General features: G+C 64.1%; 24 protein-coding genes. 9 read left to right on the plus strand and 15 right to left on the minus strand.

The features are described 5' to 3' along the window. The first annotated feature begins 31 nt into the window (after positions 1 to 31). From NRS07_RS11035 to lpxO, 6 genes are all read left to right on the plus strand, one after another. On the plus strand, positions 32 to 550 hold the full coding sequence (locus tag NRS07_RS11035) for a GNAT family N-acetyltransferase (protein ID WP_259206638.1): 519 nt from the start codon (positions 32 to 34) through the stop codon (positions 548 to 550). A 65-nt stretch (positions 551 to 615) separates the two neighbouring features. Continuing rightward, positions 616 to 1,398, plus strand: coding sequence for a TatD family hydrolase (locus tag NRS07_RS11040; RefSeq protein WP_259206639.1), 783 nt, complete (start codon positions 616 to 618; stop codon positions 1,396 to 1,398). A gap of 4 nt (positions 1,399 to 1,402) precedes the next feature. Then, a complete protein-coding gene (locus NRS07_RS11045) occupies positions 1,403 to 2,113 on the plus strand; it encodes an ankyrin repeat domain-containing protein (RefSeq protein ID WP_259206641.1) in 711 nt (236 codons plus the stop codon). A 126-nt stretch (positions 2,114 to 2,239) separates the two neighbouring features. After that, the gene (locus tag NRS07_RS11050; protein WP_259206644.1) at positions 2,240 to 3,154 is read left to right on the plus strand and encodes a methyltransferase domain-containing protein; all 915 of its coding nucleotides are present in this window, start codon (positions 2,240 to 2,242) and stop codon (positions 3,152 to 3,154) included. A gap of 166 nt (positions 3,155 to 3,320) precedes the next feature. Then, entirely contained in the window at positions 3,321 to 3,548 is a 228-nt protein-coding gene (locus NRS07_RS11055) for a DUF6139 family protein (protein WP_259206653.1), read from the plus strand. Between the two features lie 208 nt (positions 3,549 to 3,756). Beyond that, positions 3,757 to 4,656 carry a lipid A hydroxylase LpxO gene (lpxO, locus tag NRS07_RS11060; RefSeq protein ID WP_259213166.1) on the plus strand — a complete coding sequence of 300 codons (900 nt, stop codon included), beginning with the start codon at positions 3,757 to 3,759 and terminating at the stop codon, positions 4,654 to 4,656. 9 nt (positions 4,657 to 4,665) lie between these two features. On the opposite strand, the gene NRS07_RS11065 is transcribed toward lpxO, so the two are convergent. Next, complete coding sequence (locus NRS07_RS11065) at positions 4,666 to 5,916, minus strand: PEP-CTERM sorting domain-containing protein (RefSeq protein ID WP_259206655.1); 1,251 nt, start codon at positions 5,914 to 5,916, stop codon at positions 4,666 to 4,668. 211 nt (positions 5,917 to 6,127) lie between these two features. Between NRS07_RS11065 and NRS07_RS11070 the strand changes: the two genes are divergently transcribed. Further along, on the plus strand, positions 6,128 to 7,108 hold the full coding sequence (locus NRS07_RS11070; protein ID WP_259206671.1) for a tripartite tricarboxylate transporter substrate binding protein: 981 nt from the start codon (positions 6,128 to 6,130) through the stop codon (positions 7,106 to 7,108). Positions 7,109 to 7,196: 88 nt separating this feature from the next. Here the strand turns inward: NRS07_RS11070 and NRS07_RS11075 are convergent, their stop codons facing one another. From NRS07_RS11075 to NRS07_RS11140, 14 genes are all read right to left on the minus strand, one after another. Next, positions 7,197 to 9,176, minus strand: coding sequence for a U32 family peptidase (locus NRS07_RS11075; protein WP_259206673.1), 1,980 nt, complete (start codon positions 9,174 to 9,176; stop codon positions 7,197 to 7,199). 97 nt (positions 9,177 to 9,273) lie between these two features. Beyond that, positions 9,274 to 9,837: a putative glycolipid-binding domain-containing protein gene (locus NRS07_RS11080; RefSeq protein ID WP_259206676.1), complete on the minus strand. Its 564-nt coding sequence runs from the start codon at positions 9,835 to 9,837 to the stop codon at positions 9,274 to 9,276. A 124-nt stretch (positions 9,838 to 9,961) separates the two neighbouring features. Next, positions 9,962 to 10,159 (minus strand): hypothetical protein, encoded by a 198-nt coding sequence (locus tag NRS07_RS11085; RefSeq protein ID WP_259206678.1) that lies wholly within the window; start codon positions 10,157 to 10,159, stop codon positions 9,962 to 9,964. Positions 10,160 to 10,388: 229 nt separating this feature from the next. Further along, the gene (locus NRS07_RS11090) at positions 10,389 to 11,348 is read right to left on the minus strand and encodes a chemotaxis protein (protein WP_259206680.1); all 960 of its coding nucleotides are present in this window, start codon (positions 11,346 to 11,348) and stop codon (positions 10,389 to 10,391) included. 171 nt (positions 11,349 to 11,519) lie between these two features. Continuing rightward, positions 11,520 to 13,436: an AI-2E family transporter gene (locus NRS07_RS11095; RefSeq protein ID WP_259206686.1), complete on the minus strand. Its 1,917-nt coding sequence runs from the start codon at positions 13,434 to 13,436 to the stop codon at positions 11,520 to 11,522. 225 nt (positions 13,437 to 13,661) lie between these two features. Beyond that, positions 13,662 to 14,516 (minus strand): flagellin, encoded by an 855-nt coding sequence (locus NRS07_RS11100; RefSeq protein ID WP_259206718.1) that lies wholly within the window; start codon positions 14,514 to 14,516, stop codon positions 13,662 to 13,664. Between the two features lie 194 nt (positions 14,517 to 14,710). Beyond that, positions 14,711 to 15,865, minus strand: a complete 1,155-nt coding sequence (locus tag NRS07_RS11105) for a hypothetical protein (protein WP_259206720.1) — start codon at positions 15,863 to 15,865, stop codon at positions 14,711 to 14,713. A 236-nt stretch (positions 15,866 to 16,101) separates the two neighbouring features. After that, positions 16,102 to 16,476: a hypothetical protein gene (locus tag NRS07_RS11110; RefSeq protein WP_259206722.1), complete on the minus strand. Its 375-nt coding sequence runs from the start codon at positions 16,474 to 16,476 to the stop codon at positions 16,102 to 16,104. A 72-nt stretch (positions 16,477 to 16,548) separates the two neighbouring features. Next, on the minus strand, positions 16,549 to 19,647 hold the full coding sequence (locus NRS07_RS11115; protein ID WP_259206736.1) for an efflux RND transporter permease subunit: 3,099 nt from the start codon (positions 19,645 to 19,647) through the stop codon (positions 16,549 to 16,551). Between the two features lie 7 nt (positions 19,648 to 19,654). After that, positions 19,655 to 20,782: an efflux RND transporter periplasmic adaptor subunit gene (locus tag NRS07_RS11120; RefSeq protein ID WP_259206739.1), complete on the minus strand. Its 1,128-nt coding sequence runs from the start codon at positions 20,780 to 20,782 to the stop codon at positions 19,655 to 19,657. Continuing rightward, positions 20,779 to 21,348 (minus strand): hypothetical protein, encoded by a 570-nt coding sequence (locus NRS07_RS11125; RefSeq protein ID WP_259206741.1) that lies wholly within the window; start codon positions 21,346 to 21,348, stop codon positions 20,779 to 20,781. The genes NRS07_RS11120 and NRS07_RS11125 overlap by 4 nt, the downstream gene beginning before the upstream one ends. Beyond that, positions 21,345 to 22,553 carry a TolC family protein gene (locus tag NRS07_RS11130; RefSeq protein WP_259206743.1) on the minus strand — a complete coding sequence of 403 codons (1,209 nt, stop codon included), beginning with the start codon at positions 22,551 to 22,553 and terminating at the stop codon, positions 21,345 to 21,347. Before NRS07_RS11130 ends, NRS07_RS11125 begins: the two co-directional genes overlap by 4 nt. Positions 22,554 to 22,652: 99 nt before the next feature. Further along, complete coding sequence (locus NRS07_RS11135) at positions 22,653 to 22,997, minus strand: hypothetical protein (protein WP_259206745.1); 345 nt, start codon at positions 22,995 to 22,997, stop codon at positions 22,653 to 22,655. A 68-nt stretch (positions 22,998 to 23,065) separates the two neighbouring features. Further along, entirely contained in the window at positions 23,066 to 24,124 is a 1,059-nt protein-coding gene (locus tag NRS07_RS11140; protein WP_259206746.1) for an AI-2E family transporter, read from the minus strand. A gap of 465 nt (positions 24,125 to 24,589) precedes the next feature. Here NRS07_RS11140 and NRS07_RS11145 point away from each other — a divergent pair, with 465 nt between their 5' ends. Together NRS07_RS11145 and NRS07_RS11150 are read left to right on the plus strand one after the other, a co-directional pair. After that, on the plus strand, positions 24,590 to 24,802 hold the full coding sequence (locus NRS07_RS11145; protein ID WP_259206748.1) for a hypothetical protein: 213 nt from the start codon (positions 24,590 to 24,592) through the stop codon (positions 24,800 to 24,802). A gap of 649 nt (positions 24,803 to 25,451) precedes the next feature. Next, entirely contained in the window at positions 25,452 to 25,730 is a 279-nt protein-coding gene (locus NRS07_RS11150) for a hypothetical protein (protein ID WP_259206750.1), read from the plus strand. The last annotated feature ends 6 nt before the right edge of the window (positions 25,731 to 25,736 follow it).

Genomic DNA, 25,736 nt, shown 5'->3' on the forward strand with positions numbered 1-25,736 from the left:
GCTCACTGACCCTTTGCACCCTTCGCACCCTATGCCGTCTTACGTCCATCGCCTCGCCACCCGTGCCGACCTGCCGCGCATCGTCGACATCTACAATTCCACCGTGGCCTCGCGCGAAGTCACCGCCGATACCGAACCGGTCACCGTGCAATCGCGCGAGCAATGGTTTGCCGACCATACGCCGGAACGCCGGCCGCTGTGGGTGATCCACGCGGCTGGCGACATCAGCGCGCAGCCCGACGTGCTGGGCTGGCTGTCGTATTCGAATTTCTACGGCCGTCCAGCCTATTCGGGCACCGCCGAGCTGTCGATCTATATCGCCGAGCACGCGCGCGGCCGGGGAATCGGGCGCTATTGCCTGGAGCAGGCAATTGCTTTCGCGCCGAACGTGAACGTACACACGCTGCTGGGCTTCATCTTCGGCCACAACGCGGCCAGCCTGGCTCTGTTCGACCGCTACGGTTTCGAGAAATGGGCGCATTTCCCGCGCGTGGCCAATCTCGACGGAATCGAACGCGACCTGATTATCCTCGGCAAGCGGGTGGCCTAGCTGCCGCCGGTGGGGAGCATGGTGGGCGGTAGCTGTGCCGCAAACGCCTCGGTTACAATACCGCCATGTTCATCGATTCCCACTGCCATATCAATTTCCCGGAACTCGCCGTCCGGATGCCCGAGATCCTGGCCAAGATGGCCGAGAACGGGGTGACCCATGCCTTGTGCGTGTCGGTCGACCTGCCGGACTTTCCGCAGGTGCTCGCGCTGGCCGAACAGTACCCCCATATTTTTGCTTCGGTCGGGGTCCATCCCGATTACGAAGACACGCCGGAACCGAGTGTCGAGCAACTGGTCACCCTGGCGAACCATCCGAAGATCGTCGCCATCGGCGAGACCGGTCTCGATTACTACCGGCTCCAGGGCGACCTGGAATGGCAGCGCGAGCGTTTCCGCACCCATATCCGCGCCTCGCGCGAGACCCGCAAGCCGCTGATCATCCATACCCGGGCATCCAGCGCCGACACCATCCGCATCATGCGGGAAGAGGGCGCCGGCACCAATGCGGGCGGGGTGGCCGGCGTCATGCATTGCTTTACCGAGTCGCTCGAGGTGGCGCAGGCCGCCATGGAGCAGGGCTTTTATATCTCGTTCTCGGGCATCGTCACCTTCAAGAGCGCGAAAGAGCTGCACGAAGTGGCCAGGGCGGTGCCGCTCGAGCGCATGCTGATCGAGACCGATTCGCCCTACCTGGCGCCGGTACCCTTTCGCGGCCGCATGAACGAGCCGGGCTATGTAGCCCATGTTGCCGAATACATCGCCACGCTCAAGGGCGTATCCCTGCGCGAGGTGGCGGACCGAACCAGCGAGAACTTCTTTACCTTGTTCAGTACGGCGAAGGCTTGATGCCATGCTGGCGCGCCGCCGCAGCCTTTTTTATTACGGTGTGCTCGCTGCCTGCCTGGGCGCCGCCGCACCTACTGCTGCTGCTTCTGCTGCTGCTTCTGCTACTGCTGCTGCTGCTGCGGCGGCAACGCCCGCCCAGCTCGCGGCCTTTTTCCGCGCAGTCGAACTCGACGACGTGAACAAGGTCGAGCGCCTGCTCGCAGGGGGAATCGATCCGAACGAGATCAATCCGGTCGGCGGTGAGCCGGCGCTGGTCATTGCCGTGCGCGAAGATGCGATGCGGGTGCTGGCGACGCTGGTCGCCCAACCCGGCATCGACTTGCAGGCGCAGGCCATGAACGGCAACACCGCGCTGATGATGGCAGCCTACAAGGACAGGCGGCAGGCCGCCGCCATCCTGCTGGCGCGCGGGGCCACGATCAAGCGCAGCGGCTGGACCGCGCTGCACTATGCCGCGGCCAGCGGCAGCGCGCCGATCGCGCGCCTGCTGATCAAACAGGCGGCCAACCTCGATGCCGTGTCGCCGCGCGGGAGCGGCGCGTATACTCCCCTGATGATGGCGGCGCGCGAAGGCAAGGCCCAGGTGGCAAGGCTGTTGCTCGAGGAAGGGGCCGACCCTGCGCGCACGAATGGCGAAGGGCTCAGCGCGGCCCGGATCGCCGAACGGGCCGGCCATACCGATCTCGCGGCCGCCATCGACGCCTTCCAGCCTTGAGAGTTTCACCATTGCCCCGCGGAACTAAGAGGTAAACACCCCGCAGCTCGGGCAATGGCCAGCGTGCATCCTTGTCCATAATGGTTCCACGCTTAAACACGACCACCTTGGTCATCGGGGAAAACCATGCTGAACGAACGCGAAATCGAAAGCTGCTACCTGGGGCAGTTCATTCCAGTCCATTACCATCACAATATGTTGATGGACCAGAACCGGATGCACAGCTTCAAGTCCGCCATCCACTACGCGGTCAAGCCGGGCGCGAAAGTGCTGGAACTGGGCGGCGGCACCGGCGTGCTGTCGTTCTTCGCGGCGCAGGCGGCCAGCAAGGTCTATTGCGTGGAGTTCAATCCCGACATGGTGCAGGAAGCGCGCAAGTTCCTGGCGATGAACCCGAACGGCCACAAGGTCGAAGTCATCCACGCCGACGCCTTCGATTACCTGCCGCCCGAGCCGGTCGACATCGTCATCTGCGAAATGATTCATGTCGCCATGCTGCGCGAAAAGCAGGTCGAAGTCATCGAATCGTTCAAGCGCCGCTACCTGGCCAAATTCGGCGGGCCGCTGCCGATCTTCCTGCCGGAAGCCGTGATCATGGCGGCCCAGCCAGTCGAGCACGAATACGATTTCGAAGGTTTTTACGCACCGATCGTGCAGTTCCAGGAGACCAACGTGATCTATCCCGGCACGGTCGAGCTGGCGCAGCCGGCGGTATACAGCGTGATCGACTTCAGCCAGCCGGTTGATAACGTGTTTTCGTGGGAAGGCGCGCTCGTGGTCGAGACCAGCGGCACGCTCAACGCGATGCGCTTCATTACCAAGAACGTGCTGGCGATCGTACCGGAAGAATCGAACACGATCGACTGGCTCAACCACTACATGACACTGCCACTGGCCCAGCCGATCAAGGTGGTGGCGGGTGACATGCTGCACATCGCCTTCCAGTACCGGGCCGGCGGCTCGATTCCTTCACTGCAGGCTTCGCTGCGCGCGCAGGTCGTCAACCAGCGCGTGACGCAAGAGGCCCCCGCCTACGCGTAAGGCTTTTCCGCCCGGCCGAGCGCGGTTTTTTCGGTCGAGCCTGCTTTTCGATGACATTTCTATCGGCTCAGTGTGGGTCAGTTAACAGACGACAGCGTTTCAATCTTCTACTGTGGAACGGCCCGCTTTCATTTTGAAAGCGCGCTTTGACTTTGAGGAAACGACTATGCGCCTGGATATTTACCGTAGATCAGAAGCCGACGGAAAGCCTTCGTATCTGGCAGTTCCGGAAGCCCGCAACATCCCTGAAGAAGCAACCAATACCGACTGGGAGGTCGAAGCCCGCGCTGTCGAGTTCGACGACAATGCCGGGCAACTGCCCGACTACGACATCGAGAACGTGAGCAGCCAGATCGACGAAAAGGGCTACGCGATTACCTCGGTCCAGCACTGAGTTTTCCCGGCCCGGCCTGGCGTCGGGCGCCGGCGCAGGCCCGCTTGCGCTGGCACGGGGCGCCACCCGGGTAGTCTCGCCCGGGCGGCGTCGGCGCGACATTCCTGCCCATCTCCACGGCCCGGCCCGTTACGGCCGCCCGGCCGGTATGGTATCCTGCGTGCCTTGTAAACACGTCGGCCGCCTGTGCGCCGGGATGGAGCACGCGATGAAATGGGTGGTGGTCGGTTTTTATTTTTTCTCGGTTCTGCACATCCATTTCCGCGGCCGCGTACGGCTGCCGTTTCGTCGCCAGTTGTTCGACCACTCGTCGTTCATGGCGCCGATTAATATCTTCATGCACAAGTTTTCCCGAGTTGCCAGCACGCCTTATGTTCCGGTGAGCGCTTTTCCGGAATTGGCCCGCCTGCAGGAAAACTGGCCTATCATCCGCGCCGAGGCCGAGAACCTGCTGGCACTGAAGAAAATCAAGGCCGCCGAGCAGAACGACGATGCCGGCTTCAATTCGTTTTTCAAGAACGGCTGGAAACGCTTTTACCTGAAGTGGTACGACGCCAGCCACCCGTCGGCCGAGCGCCTGTGCCCACAAACCTATGCGCTGCTGCAGGCGATCCCGAGCGTCAAGGCCGCGATGTTCGCCGAGCTGCCGCCGGGCGGCAAGCTCAATCCGCACCGCGACCCGTACGCGGGCTCGATGCGCTATCACCTGGGGCTGGTCACGCCCAACGACGACCGCTGCTTTATCGAGGTCGATGGCGAGCGGTATAGCTGGCGCGACGGGCAGGACGTGATTTTCGACGAGACTTATATTCACTGGGCCATTAACGGCAGCGACAGTGACCGCATCATCTTGTTCTGCGACATCGAGCGCCCGATGCGTTTGCGCTGGATGGGCGCGCTCAACCGCTGGTTCGGCCGTACCGTCATGACAGCCGCTGCCTCGCCCAATGAAAGTGGGGACCAGGTCGGCCTGGTCAGCAAGCTGTTCCGCATTTCCTTCCATATGGGCCAGTACCGGCGCCGCCTCAAGGCATGGAACAAGACCGCGTACAACCTCACCCGTATCGCGCTGGTGGCCGCCCTGGCCCTGCTGATCTGGTGGATCTGACGAAACCTGTTATTTCCTTCCTGCTCCGGCGCGCGGCGCCAGCGCCAGTTGCCTGCGGCGCAGCACCAGCATTGCGGCAAGCGCCGCGCCAGCCAGCCAGCCAGAACCTGGTTCCGGCACCGGCGTCGCTTGCGGCTCTTCGGTGCCGGTGCCAGTAGGTGGAAGTGGCGGTGTCAGGCCGGGCTGCGGAATAAACGGGACAGGCGGCTTGCCGCCGCCTGGTATCGGCGTCGGCCCTGGCACTGGCGCTGGTATTGGTACTGGCGCGGCTGGGCGCGGTGGGCGCGGCAAATCGCCGTCCTTGCCATTGCGCGCAGGGGCAGCGGACGGGGGCACGACGACCACGTTGCCCGGCACCGGCGTTGGCACGGCGCTCACGGGCGTGGTATCAGCGATTGCCGGCACCGATAGCGGGACCGGAACCGGGACCGGGATCGAGTCTGGCCGGGCCGGGACGGACAGCTCCGGACGCACTATCGAAATTGGGCTGCCCGACCAACCGGTCCGGGTCAGCGTCGTGGCCGCCACTCCAGGCAGCACCAGGCGGGTGTCGGAAGCGGCCGGCGCCGCTTGTTGCATTGACTGGGCCGAATGGCCCAATTGGTGCGAATAGTGCGAATAGTGCGCGCCTTCGTCGGCATCGGCATCGGCGTTGACCAGCAGCAAGGCCTCGTCCTCGCCTTCGACCGAGGCGGGCTGTTCCTCCACCGAATCGAGCACTTCGGCCGGCGGCTCCTGCGCTTCAACCGGCAACATCGCAACGTCCGAGATCCGGTTGGCGCAGCGGGCCCGCATGGCATGGGTACCGTCCGAGATCAGGGTTTCACCACGCGCGAGCATGACTTTTTTAGAGGTCCAGTACACCTGGTCGCCCTTGCGGTAAGACACGTGCACGGCGCGTGGCGTGGTGACCGTCACGGCACGGGCCTGGTCGAGCTTAAAGCTGGCATAGTGCGCCGCCACTACCTTGTCGGTCCGAATCACCCGGGCCAGTTCGGTCGGTCCGGCCACGCCTCCCGGCACGACCGAATACCGGTAGACCGGACGTGGAGCCGCTTCGGCCCGGCCAGTCGGGGCCGAAGCCAGTATTGGCAATGCCGGCGCACTGTCCGGCAGAGCGTTCGCCACCATACCGGTCTTGCCGGCGAAGACGAACGCAGCGAGGGGAGCCATGACGCAGATCAGGGCGATCGCCACAGCGCGCCGCTGCAGGCGGGCGCGTTCGACAAGGCGCCGGGTATAGGGATACAAGCGGTCCATGCAGAGCTCGAAGGTAGGATGTATCCTACAGATTAGACTATTTCTGTTAGCAAATCATTCTTTCTCTAATAAATTGTTGGTTTTGTGTTGCAGAGCGTGCAAAGGGGGCGACAGCGGACCGGCGACAGCGACCCAGGGGTTCGTGTTGAGCATCCATGAATGCGCTACACTGTGTGCTCAATAAGAATTCACCAACATAAGGATGGGGACTATGCGCTTACTCTTCGGCACCACCAAACAATTCGCCTTCGCCCTGGCGGCGTCGGCATTTTCCTTGAGCGCCATGGCGCAGAACTGGCCAGACTCGACGGTAACGGTGGTGGTGCCGTGGCCGCCGGGCGGCCCGTCGGACATCGCGGCGCGCCCGCTCGCCAAGGGTCTGACCCAGGGCCTGGGACAGACCTTCGTGATCGATAACCGCGCCGGCGGCGGCGGCAATATCGGCACGGCCGCGGTTACGCGCGCCCAGGGCGATGGCAAGACGCTGCTGGTTACCTCGAGCGCGCCGATCGTGATCAATCCGAGCCTGTACAAGAACATGAATTTCGATCCGCTCAAGGAGCTGGCGCCGGTGACCAACCTGTTGCGCGTACCGCTGGTACTGGTCGCCCACCCGTCGGTGCCGGCCACCAACCTGAAAGAGCTGATGGCGCACATCCAGTCGAAGAAGGGCCAGTTCTCGTTCGGATCGTCGGGCAATGGCACGCCGCAGCACCTCACCAGCGAGCTTTTCGCCGCTGCGGGCAAGCTGCAGATGACCCATGTTCCGTACAAGGGCTCGGCGCCGGCGATCTCCGACCTGCTAGGTGGCCATATCCCGATCATGTTCGACAGCACCATCGCGATCATGCCGCACATTAAGAGCGGCAAGGTCAGGCCGATCGCCATCTCGAGCGCCAAGCGCTCGCCCATGCTGCCAGACGTGCCGACCTTTGCCGAGGCAGGTTTGCCGGCGATCGAATCCTACGCCTGGTACGGCATGTTCGCTCCGGCCAAGACGCCCAAGGCGGTGGTCGCAAAGATCAATGCCGAAGCGATCAAGGTCATGAAAGGGCCGGAATTCCAGAAAGTGCTGGCCGATACCGGCTCGGACTTCGTCGGTGACACGCCGGAGAACTTTGCCAAGTTCGTGCAGGCCGAGTCGGTGCGCTGGTCGAAGGTCGTGAAAGATAGCGGCGCGACCGTCGACTAATTGGTTTGCTAAAAACAATTAAAAAACGCTGCCGGGGGGTCACCCACGGCAGCGTTTTTTTTGAAGCCAGGCTCGTCCCACCGTGCGCTTACGCGCGCGGGCGCTGGCGATGAAACACCAGGGGACTATACGGTACCGCCGAGGGCGGGGCCGACTGCAGGATGTTCGGCTTCATTGCGCCGACCACATGCATTTCACAGGGCTTGCAGTCGAAGCGTAGCGTGTAGGTTTCCTTGCCACTGACCAGGGTCATCGGCTCGGCGCGTACCTGGCCCTGCACGCCGGTCACACCCTTGGCCTGTTTGGGGCACAGGTTGAACGAAAAGCGCAGGCAGTGCTTGGTGATCATCAGCGGCACCGCCCCCGGCTCCTGGTGCGACTCATAGGCGGCGTCGATCAGCTGCACGCCATGCTTGTGGTAGAAAGCACGCGCTTTTTCATTGTAGACATTGGCCAGGTAGCTCAGCTGCTGATCCGGATAGATCGCGGGCGGTTCGGCCTTGGGCTTGCGCTGCGGACGTACCCAGCTGGCCAGGCGCGCAGCCTCGTGCGCGGCGACGGCGTCGCGGCGCAGGGCATTGATCGCGCTCGCTGCGACGAACCAGGGCTGCGACAGTGCCAGCTCGACACTGCCGGCCTCGAACATCGTATTGCCGAGCTTGGTGAGGCTGGTGCGTAACGCGGCCTCGGCCTGGGCGCCGTGCTGGGCCGGCTGCAAGCCGATGCCGGCATCCGTGACCGTGGTGACGCCGTCTTCGTCGCACAGCGTCAGGCGCAGCCCGCCCGGCTGCTCGGACAGGCACAGGTCGATCCTGACCTTGCGCTCGGACGACTTCTTGTTCAGCGCCGATTCCCATTGGTGATCGCGGTTGCGGTGGATGCGGGTGCCGACCCGCAGGCCGGACAGGCTACCCAGGATTTCGTTGGGAAAAACGCGCCAGCGCTGGCCGTCCTGGCCCCCGTCGTCGTTGCCAAGCTTCTCGGCCTTGTTAGCCTGGATTCCGACCGTGACGCGCTTGTCCATGTAGTTCAGGCCGTCGCCATTGGCCATAGGCGCATTGGTCAGCAGGTCGATGAAATCCGGACCGATGCGGGTCACGGTGCCCAGTTCGGCGCCAATGTATTTCGGCGAATCGAAGGCGCCGATGTCGTCCTGGCGGCCGAGCGCGAAATAATCGGTATGGCCACGGTGGAAGTTCTTGTCGACATCGGGGCTGAACAGTACCCGGGTGCTGCCACTGGCGGCGCGCGCCAGTTCCGGGCGGCGCTCGAGCAGATCGTCGAGCAGCAGGCGGTAGTGGGCGGTGATGTTTTTCACATAGCCCATGTCCTTGTAGCGCCCCTCGATCTTGAACGAGCGGATACCGGCGTCGACCAGGGCTTCAAGGTTGCGGGTCTGGTCGTTGTCCTTCATCGATAGCAGGTGTTTTTCGAAAGCCACCACCCGGCCCTGGCCGTCGCTCAGGGTATACGGCAGGCGGCAGGCTTGCGAGCAGTCGCCGCGGTTGGCGCTGCGACCGGTGTCGGCGTGCGAGATATAGCACTGGCCCGAGAACGCGACGCACAGGGCGCCATGGACAAAGTATTCGAGCGGGGTGTCGACATGCGCCGCGATCTTCCGGATCTGTTCGACGCTCAGCTCGCGCGCCAGCACCAGCTGCGAAAATCCAACGTCGCCCAGAAAGCGGGCTTTCTCGACGCTGCGTATATCGCACTGGGTACTGGCGTGCAGCTGGATCGGTGGCAGGTCGAGTTCGAGCAGGCCCATGTCCTGGATGATCAATGCATCGACACCGGCTTCGTAGAGCTGCCAGATCTGGCGCCTCGCCAGGTCCAGCTCGCTATCATGCATGATCGTGTTCATGGTCACGAAGATCCGCGAGCGGTAACGGTGCGCAAACTCGACCAAGCCGGCAATGTCGGCCAGCGGATTACTGGCATTATGGCGCGCGCCAAAGGCAGGGCCCCCAATATAGACGGCATCGGCGCCGTGCAGGATGGCCTCGCGGCCGATATCGGCGGTTTTGGCAGGCGACAGCAGTTCGAGCTGGTGGTCGAGCAAAGACATGGCGGTATCCTCGTTACGAAGCCGGAAATTATAGCGCCATCGCGCTGGCAAGTCATTGCTCAGTCAATGTGCTCAGTCAATGCGTACCACGAGGCGATCATGGCGGCGCCAGGCGCCGGAACAGGGCAGGGTAAGCCACTACCAGCCCGTCGGGATCGACTTCGATCTCGGCCTGGTAGCTGCCAACCGGGCCTTCGTACAGGTAGCGGCGCTGCGCCAGGCGGGTGTAGGCCTGCTCGGCAGGCGCCAGCGCGAGGGTCGGCACCGAAATATAGGCCACGTTCAGTGCGGTGCGCTGGCGCAACTGCTCGCCCAGGCGGCGGATCGGGAGCGTATTGGTGAAAGGGGTGGCCGAGATATCGACGTCGAGACAGCCGGCAAGTTCGGGAATCGGGCGACCGTCGCCGTCGCGCCAGCGGCCGCCGCCATCGGTGGTGAGCACGCATGAACCGCCGCCTGCGGTATGCACTTCGACCGCGCGCACGCGCCAGTGGTCGTCGCAACAAATGCGGTAGGTGCAGCCGAAGCTGCCGTCGTCGCCGGTAACCGGGGCGACGCCAATGATCACGCCTTCCGCGACAATGACGTCGTGGCGTTGCTGTAGGTTCAGGTGTTCGAGCCCGATGCCGTCATCGGTCTGCCAACGATATACGCGCTGCATGGCCAACTCTCCATCGCAGCAAACATAGCATGGGGCGCAGCGCGGTGACGCGCATTAGGAATAAGTATGGAAATGGCCCAGCAGCACCCTCTTCGGTACGGTGGCGCGGTGGTGCGGTGGCAGCTTAGTCGTTGCGTGGGACGCGGCGCCGTTCCAGGCGCCGCCGCTTGGCCGGCTGCTCGATTGCGCGGATCAGGATATCGCAGGAGACATGGCAATTTTCCAGGTAGTCGAGCGCAAAGCGCAAGCCCCGGGTTTCCGCCAGAAAGAAAGCGTACTCGGCAGTGACAGCGGTCTGGTCGTCTCGTCTTCGTTGCGGCATGGCTGGCTCTCTGCAGGTCAAGCGAGGCGTGGGGCTACGCGCTCGCTTCACCGCGTTCAGTCGGCAGAGGCGAAGCCCCTGCCTGGCCGGTACCCCGATTCACCTACCGACTTGTTGTTGATAGTATAACGGGGATGTCGGCGCACGGCACGATCTGAAGGATGTTTGTTACAGCACAACGAATGGCCGGCACATGCGGTTGACATGGGCCGGCGCATCGACCGCAGCCTTACTGGCGCAGAAGGCGGCGCAGGGTAGTGGCCAGCTCTTCGGCCGAGAACTTGGCGACATAAGCGTCGGCCTGGACGTTCTTGACGTGCTCTTCGTTGGTGGTGCCCGACAGCGATGAGTGAATCACCACCGGAATGCTGGCGAAGCGGCCGCTCTTCTTGATGTTGCGGGTCAGGGTAAAGCCGTCCATCTCGGGCATCTCGAGATCGGTCAGCACCAGGGCGACCTTGTCGTGCACGGTCGTGCCTTCGGCCTCGGCGACCGCGGCGATGGCGTTGAGCTGATCCCAGGCTTCCTTGCCGCTCTTGGTCATGATAAAAGGCAGGCCCATGGCCTTGAGTCCTTCTTCGATCAGGGCGCGCGCAACCACCGAATCGTCGGCTGCCAGCACGACCGAGCCCGGCTTGATGTGGATCTTGGCACCGACGGTCTGCTGGCTGATCTCCGGCGCGGACTCCGGATTCATGTCGCGCAAGATGGTCTCGACGTCCAGCACCTGGGCCAGCCGGCCCTCTTCGCCGTCTTCGACCGGCAGGCGCGCGATACTGGTAACCATGCCGCTCCCCGAGCAGCGTTCGGCGGACATTACCTGGCTCCAGTCCAGGCGCACGATTTCCTCGACGCTCTCGACTGCGAAGGCCTGGGTGGTGCGCGCAAATTCCGTGACCAGCATGATGTTCAGGCCGGTTTTAGGCTTGACCCCTGCGATGGCCGGCAGGTCCAGCACCTGGATGATCTGGCCGCGCAGGTTGACTACCCCCAGCACGTGCGGCATCGCGCCGGCGACGGCGGTGATGGCCGGCATGGCGACGATCTCGCGGATCTTGAACACGTTAATACCGAACAGCTCGTTGCGCTCGCCATGTTCGTCGCCGCCAAGGCGAAACAGCAGCAATTCGAATTTATTGGTGCCTGTGAGATTGCTGCGCTCGTCGACTTCTTGTTGTACCGATTTCATATTCCGCCATGAGAAAAGTTAGTGCCGCTAGGAAAGCATTTTACGTGCGAAATTCATGAAATCGTCAAAACCACTGCGTAGCTGATCAATATTTTGTCGTCTCTGCGCTGGAAAAACAACGAAATTTCCGGGCGCGCCGCGCCGGCCCGCAATTTGGCGCCGGTGCCGGTTCTATTCGCCACGGGTGCGCCCGGAAGAAACAGGAGCATGCGCCGCGCGGTCGGGTGCGACGAAGGCCAGGCCTTCTTCGAACGAGCGCAGGATCATGTCGACATGTTCTTCTACCAGCGCGCGCTTGGGCACTTGCTCGTCATACGGAAGTAGCACAGTGACCAGCAGCGCTTCCGGCAATTCCTGGCGCAAGTCTGCTACTGCGGCCAGCCATTGGTCGAGCTGATCCTGGCGCGGATAAGTGATAAAGACGGTCGAGACCAGCGCCGGGTTGCCGGCCTCCGGACGCTCCCGGGGGGCGCCGGTGACGATGCTGCGCGCATCCACCTCGGCTTCGCGCAAGGCGCTCACCAGCAGTTCGCTCAGGAACTCGTCGCGCTCCGAGGGCAAACCGGCGCACAGCACGACCGAGCCGACCGGGACGTCGAGCGCGCCTTGCCAGCGGCCGAAGCGCGCTTCGCGCATCTGGCGCAAATGGGCCCCGATGTTCGCGTCCAGCAGCGGCACGGCCTTGCGCCGGGTGCGCGCGCCCGATTCCGAAGCCGAGGCCACCGTTTCGGCGATCGTCGCGATCACGGCGCGCATGCGGTCTTGCTGGACTTTGTCGATGCCGCCGGTGCCGAAGTCGGATACCGCCATGCGCAAGCCGGGCAGCAGCACGTGGTCGCAATAGCGGGCAAAGCTGTAGCGCCGCACATAGGTGCGCGCATCCTTGATCAGTTCGTCGGCTTCGCCGGCCAGCACACGCTGGTGGAAGCGTTCGGCGTCCGACATGTCGGGAGCGTCGCCGAGCAGGATCGTGATTGGCGCCAGCGCCCGCACATGGCGTCCGGCCACTACCAGGCACAGTGTGAGCGGGGTCGACAGCAGCAAGCCTACCGGGCCCCACAGTGCGCCCCAGAACAGCGCCGAGACGATCACCGCCAGCGGCGACAGGCCCGAACTGTGGCCGTACACCTTGGGCTCGATGACATTGGCCAGCACCAGCTCGATGGTCAGGAAGATCGCCATGCAGGTCGCCGCCAGCGACCAGCCCGGATCGATGGCCGCCACGAACACGGCAATGATGGCGCCGGCCAGCAGCACGCCGAGATAAGGCACGAAGCGCAGCACCCCGCTGAGCACGCCCCACAAGATAGCGTGGGGTATTCCCACCAGCCATAGCGACAGCCCGATGACGGCGCCGAAGGTGGCATTGACGATGAATTGCGAAAAGAAGAATCGCGAGACTCCCTGCGCGGCATCGCCCAGGGTGCGGATCGTGCGGCTGACCTCGGCCTGGCCGGCCAGCCGCACCAGGCGGTCGCGCAGCGAGCCTTGCTCGAGCAAAATGAACACCAGCAGGATCAATACCACCCCGGCTTCGCCGATCGGGCCCCATACCAGGCCAACGATGCGTCCGAGCGTGTCCTTCATGGTGCGCGGCGTGCGTACCTCGACCGGCACCGGCGCGCTGGTAGCGGTATTGGCGGCGGTCGCCGACAGGTTGGCGCCGCGCCGCGGCCGGCTCTGGGCCTGGGGCGGCTCCACCGCGCCGCTCGGGGCCACGGCGCTGAGCTCAGCCTCGATGCGCGAGATCGGCCGCTCCACCACTTCGCGCACCTTGGCCACCTTGGCCCGGATCGCGCTGCGGTATTGCGGCAGGTCGCGCGTGATGGTCACCAGCTGGGTCGCCAGCACCGCGCCAACGCCGGCCACGAAGGTGGCCACCAGGGCCACCGACAGCAGTACCGCCGGCGTGCGCGCCAGCCCGACCCTGGTCATGCTGCGCACCAGCGGCGCCAGTACCAGGCTCAGGATGATTGCCAGCGCCAGCGGTTCCAGCACTTCGCGCCCGAAATGCAGCAGGGCGATCAGGCAGGTTGCGCCGACCACGGCATTGGCGCTCAGGCGCAGGGCGGGTGGCAGGACATTCATATGGTGCAGGGCTGGCTCATGGGAATGGCAATGTTGCCTTACTATTATGCAACAGGATACCCACACTCGCACGCTTCCAGCAAGGCAGGTGCATGCATCCCGGGCGGCGCCATCGCGGCAGGCAAGGCCCCGCGGGTGCGCCAGCCTGGCCCGTTAACACAAAAAGCCAGCCTCGAAAGGCTGGCTGTGAGCAGGTCTTGCCCGGTCGACCGGGCGCGCAGCCGATTACTGCAGCAGCGACATGACCATCGACGACATGCTGTTGGACTGCTTGAGCATGGCGGTGCCGGCTTGCAGCAGCATCTGGTTCGAGGTCATGTTGGCGCTTTCGGTGGCGAAGTCGACGTCCATGATCAGTCCAGCGGCGGCCTTGCTGTTGGTGCTGATGTTCGACAGGTTGTTGTACACGTGCTCAAGGCGGTTGGCAGCAGCGCCCAGGCCCGAGCGGACCTTGTTGACCGAGGCCAGCGCGGTTTCCAGCTTGGTGATGCTACCGTTCGCGGCGGTGCCGGTCACCTCGGCGCCGGCGGTGGCAGCACTGTAGTTGGCGGTAGCGGCGCTGACGTCGGTGACGACCTGCGCCATGTCGGCTGTGAGGTTGACTGCCATCGTTTCGCTCGCCGAGGCGCCGATCTGGAAGGTCATCGACGCAGCCACGGTGCCGCCGACCAGCAGCTTGGTGCCGCCGAAGGTGGTGTTCTTCAGGACATTGCCCAGTTCGGTACCGAGTGCATCGTATTCCGACTGCATGGCTGCCTTGTCGGCGGTGGTCGACGAGGCATCGGCGGCCTGGGTGGCCAGGTCTTTCATGCGGACCAGCATGTTGCTTACTTCGTCCAGCGCGCCTTCGGCGGTCTGCAGCATCGAAGTCGAATTCTGGGTGTTGCGCATGGCAACGGTCATGCCCGAGGTCTGGGCTTTCAGGCGCGAGGCGATTTGCAGGCCGGCGGCGTCGTCCATGGCCGAGTTGATGCGGTAGCCGGTCGACAGGCGGGTCATCGAAGTCGACAGCGAGCTCTGGGTGCGGCTGATCGAGTTCTGTGCGGACAGTGCAGCGTTGTTGGTGTGAAGGCTCAGCATGATTCGGGTCCAGTCGGTGTTGGGTGGTTGAGTGCGGTGCTTGGGGTTCAGTACTCGCGTTCAACAGTACAAGGCGACAGGTTTCCCTGCGGCATTAAGTTCCACAAAGAAATTTTTTAAAATAAATTTATATCCCCCTCGCGGAGATTTGATGAGCACGCCGATCCGCCACCGGCAACAGCGTTAAGGGGAACTTACGCGCGCACGTGCTTCCTGACGGCCAGCGCGCGTGCAACGGCAGCGCTGCCACGCGTAACAAAAGCGGCAACCGCGATGCAGGTAGCCACCAACGCGGCAAAGCGCAGATAGGTGGCAGCGACTGGCTGCTGCATCAAGACGTCATCGAACAGGCTGGCGCCCATTGCAGCGGCCAGCATGATCACCGGAAAATGACAAAAGAAAGTAAAGGACGCTGTCTGTCCGGCCCAGCCATCGGCGCTCTCGATGGCTGGACTCGCTAAACCGGCGGGCGCATCCTGGCTCCGGCGCGGATACAGGGCCCAGGCCAGGCCCGCGAATCCCACTCCGACCAGCCAAAAGCCCCCCTGGACGACCAGCTCGCCAAAGGGCGCTGGCGGCAGGCTCGGCATCGACCCCAGCATCCTGGACAGCACCAGCGCACCACCACACAGGGCAAGCGCCAGCAGCGGCGGCGGCCGGAAGGCCCGCGCTTCGCTGAGAAACACAAGCGCGACCCCGGTTAGCCAGATGGCGGCCCAGACCAGGAACTGGGGGGGCATGATCAAGACCACGGCCACGCACAGCGCCCCCCGCACCAGAGGCGCGCGCGCGCGAACCAGGGCAAACAGCAGGATCAGCGCCCAGAACAGGTAGGACAACAGGTAGAGCATGCTGTTGCTGCCAAAATTGGGAACGACAAAGGGTTGCAGCATCAGCAGATTGGCGAGCAGCGTCGTCAAGCTCAGGCTCAGCACACTGAAAGCCGGAAAATCGGTGTATACACCGGAGGCGCCAAACAGCCGGCTTCCGGCGAGGTCGAGACTGGCGCCAACCAGCAGGCCCGGCAAAAGGATGAGGTAGAGCGATGCGGCATGCCGGAACACGGCGCGGCTTGCGCTTGCCGCGGGCGGGTAGCGCCGCAGCAGCAAGCCCGCGATTATCCCGTCGAGGATGAAGAAGACCGCGTAGGACTCGTGACCGAGTCCGGTCACGAAATAGAACGCCTTGGTCAACACCCCCTTGTCGTGCGCGGCGTCATAGTTGACGAACAGCAAAAACCGGGCATGGTACATGGTGGCCACGATGGCGGCGACCCAGCGCGAGACCAGCAGGAACAGGACGAAGCGGTTCTTCACAAGAGCCTCGGCGTTGACCCAGATCGAACGCATTTGCTGACAAATGTACATTGCCTATCAGCAGGAGCATTGATCTGGCTAGGGTAACTTGATTAAGAGGTTTGATGAGCTGCAGCAGGCAAGTACCCGATTTATTCTAATGAACGAGTCCTGCCAGGGTTTGAGGCCGCGCAGGCCCTGGGGCCGGCTGAAGAATCCGGATGAGAGATCCGGATGAGAGATTTAGATGAGAGATCCGGCGGCGGCCGCAGCGCGCGCCGGATCGATGCTCACTTGATCGCGAATCGAACACTGACCGACTTCTTGTCGGCGAACGTAACCGCGGCGACGGCCTTGCTGCCCGGCGCAAGTCTGGCGCCTCCCTTCATGACCAGCGTGTTGTTGCTGCCTGCCTGCAGCGGCCATTCGGTCCTTTGCGCACCCTGCAATACGGTCAGGGTGCCCGTGGCCCCTGCCGTCGACAGGTCCTTGCCATGATCGTCGACATAGATCGTGGCGCCGCTGCCGGTGGCGACCAGTTCAAAGGCCAGGTCGCCCGCGCTTTGCACGATGCCCCCATGCTTGGGCTTGGCGCCGTGGGCAAGCACATTGCCCGACAGGGCGAGACTGGCCGCGATGGCGGCGACTGCGAAAATCTTGTTCAATGCATGCTCCAGAAAACTGTGGCGGCTGGTAAGGGCGCCGCCACTTGGCCCGTGTGGATCGTTCGCGATGCATCAATAGGTCTGGTTGTCTTCCTGGGCCAGCAGGCGCGCCAGTGGCGCGCGCCCGACTTTCCAGAAGATCAGCGGCGTGAGCAGCGAATCGAGCAAGGTAGAGCTGATCAAGCCGCCGAAGATCACGACCGCCACCGGATGCAGGATCTCCTTGCCCGGGGCGTCGGCTGCCAGCAGCAGTGGCGTCAGCGCGAAAGCCGCCACCAGTGCCGTCATCAGCACCGGTGTCAGCCGTTCGATCGAGCCGCGCACGATCATGGGCCAGCCAAACGTTTCCCCCTCAAACTTGCACAGGTTGATGTAATGGCTCACCTTGAGAATGCCGTTGCGGGTGGCAATACCGGCCAGCGTAATGAAGCCGACCATCGACGCCACCGAGAGCGAGACCCCGGCGATCCACATCGCAATGACGCTCCCAACCAGCGCAAAGGGAATATTGCCCATGATAACAAATGCCAGGGTCGAGGACCGGTAGCGCGAATACAGCACCAGGTAGATCAGCAGGAGCGACGCCAACGACAGCCAGACAATGCGCTGCTGCGCCTGCTCCTGGGCCTGGAACTGGCCTTCGACACTGACAAAATACCCTTCCGGCAGCGTGCTGGCGCCGACCGTCCTGCGCACGTCCTCGATAATGTGCGACATGTTCGAGCCGTCGGTATTGGCATACACGACGATGCGTCGGCGCCCGTTCTCGCGGCCGATCTGGTTCGGACCGTCGCCTTCTTCCACCGTCGCTACCCGCGACAGCGGAATCTGGCCGGCCGGGGTGGCGAGCATCACCCGCGCCAGGTCCTGCGGCGAGCGATCGGCGTCGGCCAGTCGGACGACCAGGTCGAACCGGCGCGCGCCATCGATGACCTGGGTCACGCGCGTGCCTTCGGCCAGCGCCTGCAGCGCCGCCAGCACGTCGCCAGCCGCCAGTCCATATTGGGCGGCCTTGCGGTAATCGATGTGCACCTTGATTTGCGGGATTAATACCTGCCGCTCGACCGACAGATCGACCAGCCCTGGCACCGAGCGCAGGCGCGCCTGCAGGCCATCGGCCAGGCCGCGCAGCGTGTCGATGTCGTCGCCATAGATCTTCAGGGCGATCTGGGCCCGCACCCCCGAGAGCAGGTGGTCGAGCCGGTGCGAGATCGGCTGCCCGATCGCCACCGAAGCCGGAATCACGGACAGCTGGTGGCGAATGCCCGCCATGACGTCGGCGCGCGCGCGGCCGGAATCCTTGAGATCGATGTCGATTTCCGACGAATGCACCCCTTCGGCATGTTCGTCCAGTTCGGCGCGGCCGGTACGGCGCCCGACGCGGGTCACCTCGGGAACCTGGGCGATGAGCGTTTCTGCCAGCGCGCCCATGCGATTGGCTTCGGCCAGCGAGGTACCAGGGGTGAAGGTCAGGCCCATCACCAGCGAGCCTTCGTTAAACGCGGGCAGGAAAGCGCGCGGAAAGAACGGCACCGTGGCCGCCGCCGCGATCACCACGATCAGCGCGCCTGCCAGCAGCAGCCGGATGCGCGAGAACGACCAGTTCAAGGCAGCCGTATCCCAGTGCTTCATGCGCCGCACGATGGGACTGTCGCCGCGGTGCCGGCTCAGCATGTTCGGCAACAGGTAATAGGCCAGTACCGGCGTCACGGTGATCGACACCAGCATCGAGGCCAGAATCGAGGCAATATAGGCGATCCCCAGCGGTGCGAACAGCCTGCCCTCGATGCCGGGCAAGGCGAACAGCGGTACGAATACCAGCACGACGATGACGGTGGCGTAGACGATGCCCGAACGGACTTCGACCGATGCGTGCCAGATGGTTTCCAGCACCGAGCGGCCATCTTCCTTGCGCTGCTTGAGCCTGCGTAAGATGTTCTCGACATCGACCACCGCGTCGTCGACCAGCTCGCCGATCGCGATGGCCAGTCCCCCAAGCGTCATCACGTTGATCGACTGGCCCAGCAAATGGAAGGCCAGTGCCGTCACCGCCAGCGAAAGCGGGATGGCGACCAGCGAGATGACCGTGGTGCGCACGCTGAGCAAGAAGGCGAACAGCACGATCGCCACCAGAATCGCGCCGTCGCGCAAGGCCTCGATAACGTTGCCGATGGAGTTCTCGATGAAATCGGCCTGGCGGAACAAGACTACCGGTTGCGAGATGCCTGCGGGTAGTCCCTGTTTCAGTTCGGCCAGCGCGGCCTCGATGTCGCGCGTCAGTCGCACGGTGTCGCCATCGGGCTGCTTTTGTATGCTCAGGATCACCGCCGGCTTGCCGTTCAGGCCGGCGTCGCCGCGCTTGAACGCCGGCGCATAGCGCACGTTCGCGACCTGCTCGAGCAACACCGGCATGCCGTTGCGGTAGTCGAGCGCCAGGCCCTTGAGGTCCTCGAGCCGATTGGTGCGGCCAAGGTTGCGGATCAGGTATTCGCGGTTGTTCAGGTCGACGAAGCCGCCGCTGGTGTTGGCCGCGAACCCGCGCAGGGCCGACGTCACCTGGGCCAGCGAGACGCCGAACTGCGCCATGCGCGCCGTATCGGGTTCGACCCGCAACTGGCGCACCTCGCCGCCAATCGGAATCACCTGCGACACGCCGGAAATCGACAGCAGGCGCGGCCGCAGCACGAAATCGGCATACTCGCGCGCCTTCATCGGGTCGGTCCGGGCAAGGTCGATCGGCAGCGCGATCAGCATGATCTCGCCCATGATCGAGGACACCGGCCCCATCACGGGCGCAATATTGCCTGGCAGTTGTTCCTTGACCAGCGCAATGCGCTCTGCTACCAGCTGGCGGTTGCGGTAGATGTCGGTCCCCCAATCGAACTCGGCATACACGATCGACAGGCCGACGCCCGAGACCGAACGCACCCGGGTGACGCCCGGCATGCCGTTGAGCGCGGTCTCGATCGGGAACGACACCAGCTGCTCGACTTCTTCCGGCGCCATGCCACCGGCCTCGGCCAGCACGGTCACCACCGGCTTGTTCAGGTCGGGGAAGACGTCGACCGGCGTGCGCCATGCCGTCATGGCGCCGTAGACCATCAGCATCAGCGCTGCCGCCAGCACGAACAGGCGGTTGCGCAGGCTGAAACGTACTATCGAATCAAACATGGGCGGCTCACCTGATCTGATTGATCAGGGAGGTGCCAATCACCACCACCCTGTTGTCGGGACTAAGACCCTTGGTCACGATCACCGTACCGGCGTCGAGCGCGGTCGCTTCGACCGGCAGTGCGATGAAGCGCTGCGTCCCGGATTTGATCCATACCACGGTCTCGTTGGCCTGATTGCGCGCCAGGGCGGCGGCTGGCAGGGCGATGCCCTTCACCTTGGTGTCGAGCCGTGCCAGCACCGTCACCGGCTGCCCCACGGCAAGGTCGAGCGCTGCCCCCTTGACCCGAAAATTCAGGGGCAGGGCGCCGTCGCGCAGACTGCGCCCGCCCCCGATCAGGGTCAGCTCGGCGCCGGGCTCGCCGACCAGGCTGGCTGCGCCGATGTTGCGTGCGATCTTGCGTGCGATCGAGGCGTCGGTGGTCCAGGCTTCGACCAGCATGCGCTGCGGGTCGACAATGTCGAACAGCACATCGCGCGCTTCCACGATCTGGCCATTGAGCACCGATGCGCTGGCGATGACGCCACTGGCGGGCGCAATGATCGACTCGCTGCCGCCGATCGACCTGGCCACCGCGCGCTCCTGGCCGATGGTACTGGCCAGCGCGGCCTCGGCCGCTTCGATATCCTTGGCCGGCACCACGCCTTCGAGCGACTTCAGGCGCTGCACCCGCTTGGCCACAAGCTCGCGCTCGGCGCGCAACTCGGCCAGGCGCGCGGCCTGGTTGCCCCGTTCGATCGCCGCGCCAATCGGGCGCAGCCGGGCCAGTACCTGGCCCTTGACGACCCGCTGGCCAGCGACCGGCAAGCCATGCGGGCCGGGCTCGATCTGCCCGGCCAGCGGCGCCTGCACCCGCCCGCCCGCATTCGGATCGATCGCGGTACGGGCGTTGAGCAAGACGGTAAGCGGGTGCTCGCCTTGCGTGGCGACGAGCGTGCGCACACCCATGCGGCGTTGCGCCAGCTTCGGCACGTGGACACTGCCGTCCGGCAGGCGCGCCAGGGTCGCGCCGGCAGCTGGCGCGTGATCATCGAGGTGCTCGCCATTGGGGCCGTGGGCGCCCGGCGCGGCAAACAGGGCGCTGGCACACAGCGCGGCCACCAGGCCAGCGAACAGGTGGGGGGACTTGTTCATGATTGATTCCCCCCGCGTTGGCGCCGCCGTCCTCTTTGCCGTAAGGCGAACCCTGCCGCAATGAGGCCGGCCGCGCCGAGCGCTGCAAGCCCCCACGGGCGCCATTGGTCATGCTCGTGGGCGTGATCTTCGCGCGCCGCGCCAACCTGCAGGCTACCCTCGAGCAGGTCGCTCTCGTCGCCATCGATAAGCGTAAATAGTAGTCCGTGGGTGCCCGGCTGCGAGATCGCGGCCAGAAAAGCAGGGTCGTCGATGGCGTAATCACCGCCGTCGGCGTGGAAGTTTGCCTTGGCCTTGAGCTGGCGATACTGGACCTCGAGGATTGCGTTCAGGACCGGCTCGTTGGTTTCAAAGCGGTCGATCATGACCGACAATTCGCCATTGGCGAGGTGGCCGACCAGCTCGAACGATTCGGTGAAGGCTTCGATGCTCGGTACGCCCGGGCCGGCTCCCGCCATGCTGGCCTGGGCGTCGAGATGTTCGCCGTTCGGGCCATGCGCGCCGGGGCCGGCGTAGGCCACCGACATGGCAAGCAGGGCGAAAGTAAGCAGTAACAGGGTTCTCATGGCAGGATTCCTAATGCTTGGTTGAGTTGCGCATGGGCCAGGCCAAGCGCAACTTTTTGCTGGGCCACGGCGACGTCGGCCTCATGGGTCAGCGCGCGTGAGCGCAGCAGGTCGGCCAGGCCACGCTCGCCGAGCCGAAACGCCTTTTCGAACAGGGCGGTGTGCTGGTGCAACGCGCGCGCGCGGGCGCCCGCCTGGCCAAGCGCTGCGCGCGCGCTGGCCAAATGCTCGCGCGCCATGTCGGCTTCGACGCCGAGCGCCGCCTGCGCCTCGGCCGCCTGCGCGGCGGCGGTTGCAATGGCCGTGCGCGCCTGGGCTTCGGCCAGGCGATTGCGGCCGGCGCTGCCAAGCGGCACTTGCAAGGCGACACCGATACTGCGCACCGGTTCGCGCAGCGCGCGTTCATCTTCGCGCCGCAGCGACAGGGCGAGCGTCGGCGGCGCCGCGCGCGTGGCCTGGGCGAGCACCAGGGCTGCGCGCGCGCGATCCTCGGAAGCCGCGACGGCAGCCAGGCGGGGATCTGCAGCGGCGTCGCGTTCGCGCAGGGGCTCGGGCTCCAGCGCCGGCAGATCTGCCAGACCCGTCAATATCCGATAGCGCGCCAGCGCTTGCGCCGCGGCCGTGGCGGCGCTGCCAACATTGATACGGGCCGCCAGGACTTCTTGTGCATACAGCAAGCCGTCGCTGCGTGCCAGGTCACCCGCGTTCACGCGGCGCTGTACCTCGTCGGAGAATCCTTCGAGGTGATGCAGATGGTCCCGTTTTTCGTCGAGCGCGACCTGGGCGGCAGCGGCTTCCCAGATGCGGCTGCGCACCAGTCCCGCGACGGCAAGCCTGGTTGCGCGCGACTGGGCAGCCAGTTCATCGCTGCTGCGCGCGGCCAGGGTCTCGCGTGCCGATTTCTGGCTGGGCAGCCAGAACGAGGACGAGATGGTGAGTTCGGATTCGCGCTGCGCACGCTCCGGCGCGCCCTGGTCGCTGCGCTGGGACAGGCCCAGGATCGGATCGGACGCGCGCCAGGACGTAGCCAGCGCGCGTTCGGCGGCGACTTCGTCGTGGCGCGCTTCAAGTGTTCGGGCGGCCGGCGCCCGCTGCCAGGCTTGCTCGACGGCATGCTGGAGCGTGATGGGCGACGCCGCTCCCGCCCCGTATGACAGGACGCAGAGGGGCAAGACCAGGTAAAACGACAGGCGACAGGTGCGCATGTAGACTCCAGCGGGTGATGTTAATAATCACTGGGAGAAACGCTCGAACACGATCACCACGACGAGTAGCAGCGCGACCATGTCGCGACCACCTCTGGTTCAGATGTCCAGCTTTCCCCCGGCGGCGTGGCCGGGGGCAAGGCGAGGGGGCTTGCGGGGACCATCCAGGAAAGGTTCCGGTACCGCCCGGGCGACAAAGGGCGCGAGCTTCGAGACCTGCTGCTCGGGGGGAATGATCGGCGAAGGCAGGCTCAATCCAGCCGGGTGCGGCGAACATGAATGCTCTTGCATGTGCTCGAGCGACTCGTCCGACCCGTCGTAGTGAGCCGGGCCGCCGTCGTGATGGTGGTGCGGGAGGGCTTGCGCATGCGCCAATCCGCCCTGCATGGCGAAACCATGCAAGGGCAGGCACAGCAGCAGGAGGAGATAGAAAATCCGGCGCAAAAGTTGTTCCTGAAGAATAGGGCGATTATAGCAGCGCGCTTGCGCGACGCTTGGCCCCACGCCAATAGTTACTCTCCATGAAACTCTTCGGCGCCGGCAAACAGGCTCCAGGCGGCGATGAACAATGCTGCGATCACCGGTCCGATCACGAAACCGTTCAGTCCAAACAGCGCCATGCCACCGATCGTGGACAGCAATACCAGGTAGTCCGGCAGTTTGGTGTCCTTGCCAACCAGCATGGGCCGCAGCAGATTATCGACCAACCCGATGACCAGCACGCCGTACAGCGCCAGTACCGCGCCTTGCCAGAGCGATCCGGTGAACAAAAAATAGGCCGCCACTGGGCCCCAGATGATCGCGGCACCCACGGCCGGCAACAGTGAAAGGAAGCTCATCACAACTGCCCACAGCACCGGCCCCGGCACGTCGAGGAACCAGAATATCAGGCCGCCAAGCGTGCCCTGGGCCATCGCCACCAACACATTGCCCTTAACGGTAGCGCGGATGACGGTTTCAAATTTATCGAACAGCGGCTTCTTGTAGTGCGAGTTAAGCGGTACCGCGCGCTTGATGCGCGCCGCGATGGTGCGACCGTCCCGGAACAGGAAAAACAGCAGGTACAGCATCACCGCCATGCCAATGAAAAAGTTAAGCGCGTTGCGGCCGAAGTTGACCGCATAGCTTGCCGCCAGCTTGCCAGCCTCGGTGATGCCGGAAGTGAGCTTTTCCTGCACGGTATTGATGATCGTCGACTGGTAGCGGTCGAACAGCGAAGCGGCCCAGGCCGGCAAGCCAGCCACCACGCGCCGCAGCAAGGCATCGAAGTCGAGTTGGCCATCGCTGAACATGGCGTACAGGCCAAGCGCCTGATCCACCAGGGCCGCCGCGATCAGCGTCATTGGCAGGATGACCATCAACACGATCACCACCAGAGTGGCAAACGCTGCCGTATTGCGCCGCGCACCACATGCTGCCAATAGCCGCGCATGCAGGGGCGCAAACACGATCGCCAGCACGATGCCCCAGAACACGGCGCCAGAAAACGGCAACAGGATCCAGACGAACGCCATGGTCACGAGACCGAGCAAGAGCAGGAAGGAATTCTGCGGCAGGGTAAACTGGGTCATCGGGACGGTGATGGGCTGGCTATCTTGCTGGTGATGATATCGCAATAACAGCGGCGAATCTGGGGTCGAGCATGCTGGAAAGAGCCAACCGGCATCTTGCCACGCAAAGGACATAACACCGCATAATCTATATTATGTTAAATCGACTTTGTTTATTACAGCTCGCGGGCCTTCCCGGTTCGCCAGGAGGCCGCCTGGCCAATGTCCATTTAGACGTCTTTCCCGGCACGCTACCGCACCCAGTGCCGGCAACGCTAGTGGCTACCATCGAACAATCCCGACGCTGCAGCAATCCCGCCCGCTCGCGCTCCAAACCGAGCAACCGGGCGGATCAAGCTGGCCGTCGGCGATCCATACATCGCGCCGACACGGTACAGCCCCATCGAACCATGCCTATGGTTCAGCTGCAGGCGCGTGGATAGCATCGGTATCACCGAAGACTTGATGCCTGATGCCTGATACCCGATGCCGTCGCAGATCATCGCGGCAATGATGCTGTGCGACGCGGGCACCATTGCCGAGCGCAGCTGGAGCGCGCCGCCCGGCTGCCGGCATCTGCCTGCCGGCCAAGTCGCAGGGTATCGAAATACACAGCCCATGGGCCGAACGGTTGGCCAAGCATGCCAGGGCGCCGGTATAGCGCCCGATGCCATCGCCATCGGCAACCGCGACTTCTGAATCGTTCGCACCAGGGCAATGGTCGCGGCGATGTGCGAGCTGCCGGCCCGGCCCGGTCCTGACCGAGTCGCCGCGCGGGTCGTTGCCAATTGCGTTACAGGCGGCTCCCTGTTCCGGCAGCGGCCCGTGCCCGCATCTTTTACTCGACAATATATATGCTAATGTCGAGTTAAAAATGTGGGCATGCATCCATGCCTGGGCTGGGTTGTGCCGGACACTCGCGCTTCGGTCTGGTTGCCGGTGCAGATCGCCGATGCAGGTCGCCGGTGCCTGGCTGTTGCCTTGCAACGCCGATCTGCACCAGGCGATGCGCAATCACGAATCGAAGGCGCTGGCCGCGGCCGCCTCCGGGCCCTGCGCGCGCAACTGGTGCGGTCGCACGCCTTGGCTGCGGTGTTGGCCAGGGTGCCAATGGAACCGCCAAGGGCGCTCGCCGACAGCCAGGGGTGCGCGCGTCACCCGGCATCGCCCCCCCCCTGCCCGGCGTGCGCATGTACGCTACTTCACAACCCGCCCTGCCCCTTAGGCGCCGACCGCGCATTCTTGGCCACTGCCCCGCTGCGCACTGCTGAACGCCAGCCATTTGCACCGGGGCTGGCATGTAGGTAAGAATGTGCTTCATGCAAACTGATCACATGAAAGGATGAGCATGGCCACGACCGTAAAGAACAGCACGCCCGACAGTATCAAGGTGATCCTGGTCGGCGAGATGATGGACGGCAGCTTCGACGCCAAGGTGATGAAGGAAACCGATGTCCCCTACACCAAATTCTGGGACAACGAGCTCGAACAGCGGATCATCTACCTGCATCCGGATCCTGACCAGCTCACGGCGATTGTGCGGGCCTTGAATGAGCATCGCCTCACGCTCGACGACCTGCAGGAATTCGGCAGTTCGAACGGTGGCGAGTCGGAACTGCCGATCTGACAGCAC

The sequence above is a fragment of the Massilia sp. H6 genome (assembly GCF_024802625.1).
Lineage (GTDB): Bacteria > Pseudomonadota > Gammaproteobacteria > Burkholderiales > Burkholderiaceae_D > Telluria.